The sequence below is a fragment of the Bradyrhizobium sp. USDA3010 genome (assembly GCF_056429065.1).
On record NZ_JBWJZD010000110.1, the window covers coordinates 1 to 2,641 of the forward strand.

3 protein-coding genes and 2 pseudogenes are annotated in these 2,641 nt (G+C 60.5%); 1 reads left to right on the plus strand and 4 read right to left on the minus strand.

What is annotated here, in order from left to right:
- Positions 1-123 precede the first annotated feature (123 nt).
- From AC066Y_RS43070 to AC066Y_RS43085, 4 genes and pseudogenes are all read right to left on the minus strand, one after another.
- Complete coding sequence (locus AC066Y_RS43070) at positions 124-432, minus strand: hypothetical protein (protein ID WP_478279115.1); 309 nt, start codon at positions 430-432, stop codon at positions 124-126.
- 81 nt (positions 433-513) lie between these two features.
- Positions 514-708, minus strand: coding sequence for a hypothetical protein (locus AC066Y_RS43075; RefSeq protein WP_478279117.1), 195 nt, complete (start codon positions 706-708; stop codon positions 514-516).
- A gap of 25 nt (positions 709-733) precedes the next feature.
- A pseudogene (locus tag AC066Y_RS43080) lies at positions 734-871 on the minus strand (IS91 family transposase); the annotation flags it as partial.
- Positions 872-881: 10 nt separating this feature from the next.
- Positions 882-1,153 (minus strand): annotated as a pseudogene (locus AC066Y_RS43085) (tyrosine-type recombinase/integrase); the annotation flags it as partial.
- A 732-nt stretch (positions 1,154-1,885) separates the two neighbouring features.
- Here AC066Y_RS43085 and AC066Y_RS43090 point away from each other — a divergent pair.
- Positions 1,886-2,596 carry a beta-L-arabinofuranosidase domain-containing protein gene (locus tag AC066Y_RS43090; protein ID WP_478279116.1) on the plus strand — a complete coding sequence of 237 codons (711 nt, stop codon included), beginning with the start codon at positions 1,886-1,888 and terminating at the stop codon, positions 2,594-2,596.
- Positions 2,597-2,641 lie beyond the last annotated feature (45 nt).

Consider the following 2,641-nt stretch of genomic DNA (forward strand, 5'->3'; position numbering starts at 1 on the left):
TATGCCTATCCTTATCGCTATCCTTACGACTATTCTTTGACATTGTGACCTCGCGACAAACCATTCCGCGAGATCTTCCTAGCCGACCAGATCAACCCTCAGCGCGTGGTCTCCGCATGACGCTCACCTCCAACTGAAGGTCGTTCGCGTTGACGCCGGTCGCTTCGGACACGCGAGCGCCGGTTCTCGCCAAGAAGAGCAGAAAGGCCCGGTCGCGCCGGCCGCGGGGCGTCGTCTGATCAGGGGCTGCGATGATGGCATCACCTCGGCGTTGGTGAGCTTCTTCCCCAAATGGGCGGCGGCAAAGAGGATCAGCATGCGCAAGGCATCGCGATAGCTGGCTAAGGTCGCGGAGGTCGCATCGCGCTGCGTGGTCAACCGGCGACGAAAGTACGACTCCAGGAGCGGCGCCAGCAGGAGGTGTTCGTTCATGCCGCGCCTCCGTCGAGGAAGGCGCGCTCAGCCGCGATGGCGAGGAGATCCGACGAGCCGGTGAGGTAGTAGGCTGTGTCGCTATAGTTGGCGTGGCCGAGGAGGTGGCGAGTAAGGCAGCAGTGCTTGAACGTCTGCGCGCTGTTGGTGCCACAGCCTGAGCCTGGTCACCGCGAACCGGTGCCGAAGATCGTGCGGTCGCAGAGGCTTGCCATTGTCAAGACCCGCGAGCTTGCGGGCCTTAGCGAAATTGCTTTGCAGGCCGGTCGCCGACAGACGGCAGCCTCGCGAGCTGAGGAAGAAGGCCTCGCCTTCGGCAGCGCTCGATCACCGTCATTGCTGCACGTCGTTCGGTCGATAGAGACCTCCAGTGCTGCTCGCGCCAGGCAGCACCATAGCGGCGGAAGATATCCGCCACTTCCGGACCTGAGCGTCCCAAGGGGCCGCCGTCAGAAATGTTCAGGCGGCGGCGCTGGTAGTGCCTTAGGGATTGGGCGCGGCAGCAGCTCCAGTGGGCTGGTCGCCGCGCAGACTTTGTTCGTGGCTATCCGGAGATATTGCGTGGTTGTGGACAGAGCTGGATGGTACGAAGATCCGTGCCGGCCTCGAGTAGATGAACGGCGAAGGCATGCCGCAGCGAATGCGGCGTCACGGGCTTGGCAAGGCCGGCTAACCGATGCGCCTTGCTGCAGGCGTCCTGCACCGCGTTGGTCGATATCGGCTCGTTGGGGATCCGACCGCGCTATCCAGAGCATTCCGCGCAGGTCAAGCCCAGGAACCGGTGATCCTCTCGTGACGCTTACTGAGCATGCGCTTCGACCCGTCGGGATTGCCTGGGATTAACGCCCAAGTGTCTCCGTTGAATCCTGCGTAGCGGCGGCCCATTCGATCCGACTTGGGTTTCACGCGCCCTGCGGTCCGCCCACCCGCCACGTGTCATCAAAGGATTGTTCGAAACCGGACATTCCCGCGCAGCGTATTGAAGGCCTCGGATCAGGTGCGGCGGCTGGTCGCGACGAAAGGAGCGGCGTTCCGGCTGTATCTGCGGCCGGCGACGGTCGTGGGCGATTATCTGTCCGGGGACAGCCGATCGGTTCGTATACCAGGATCGACCCAGAGCTGCGGCGATGCGGGATTTAGCTCGACTGGTAAATCCGGTTGGTTGGGCGGACCAACGGACGCTTATCGCAGAGCCGCAGATCGGATCGACCAGAAGAACAGCCCTCATTCTCGGCATGGGAATTGCTGGCCCGCTCCTCGAACGAGCCGCTGCCCGCACATGTCTGGTCGTACGACGCCGCAGGAGAACCCTCTCCATTTCTGTCACTGCAACGCTCGCTTCGGGAATAGGACTGTGCAGCCGCAAACCTCAGGGCCGCAACCCCAGCAACGCAATCATGGTGAGTTGGCTTGCCTTGCTAGGCGTCCTTCCGACCCACCAGGGAGGAACGAAATGAGTGAGCGGAATGTGGCCGAAATCGATCTTCACAACCTACACGTCTTGGATCCGCTGATTGGGAAATGTCAGCAGTTGGTAAGGGAAGTGGCAATTCCCTACCAATGGGAGGTGCTGAACGATCGCAATCCCGAGGCGATACCGAGCCACGCGGTGGAGAACTTCCGCATCGCCGCAGGAGATGCGAGAGGCGAGTTCCATGGAACGGTTTTTCAAGACAGTGACGTCGCAAAATGGCTAGAGGCGGTTGCTTGGTCACTATGCCAGGCACCCAATCCAGAGCTGGAGAAGGCTGCCGACGAGCTGATTGAATTGATTGCGACCGCCCAATGTGGCGATGGCTATCTTAACACCTATTTCATACTGAACGCGCCTCGGGAGCGCTGGAGCAACCTAGCGGAGTGCCACGAGCTTTACTGCGCCGGCCATTTGATTGAAGCGGGTGTCGCTTTCTTTCAGGCGACTGGCAAACGGCGATTGTTCGAGGTTGGTTGCAGACTTGCTGACCACGTCGACACGGTTTTCGGCCGGGAACGCGATCAGCTACATGGCTACGATGGCCACCCGGAAATTGAACTTGCGTTGGCGCGCCTCTACGAAGTGACGCATGAGCAGCGATATCTCACGCTAGAGCGGTTTTCGGTTGATGTGAATCGGAACAGTAAGGGGGTTCCCAAAAGCGCGCAAATCAGATTCGGGTTGCTTTGACAGCAACAGCGAGGTCGCGCGATGGCGAAGGGATACTCGAAGGAC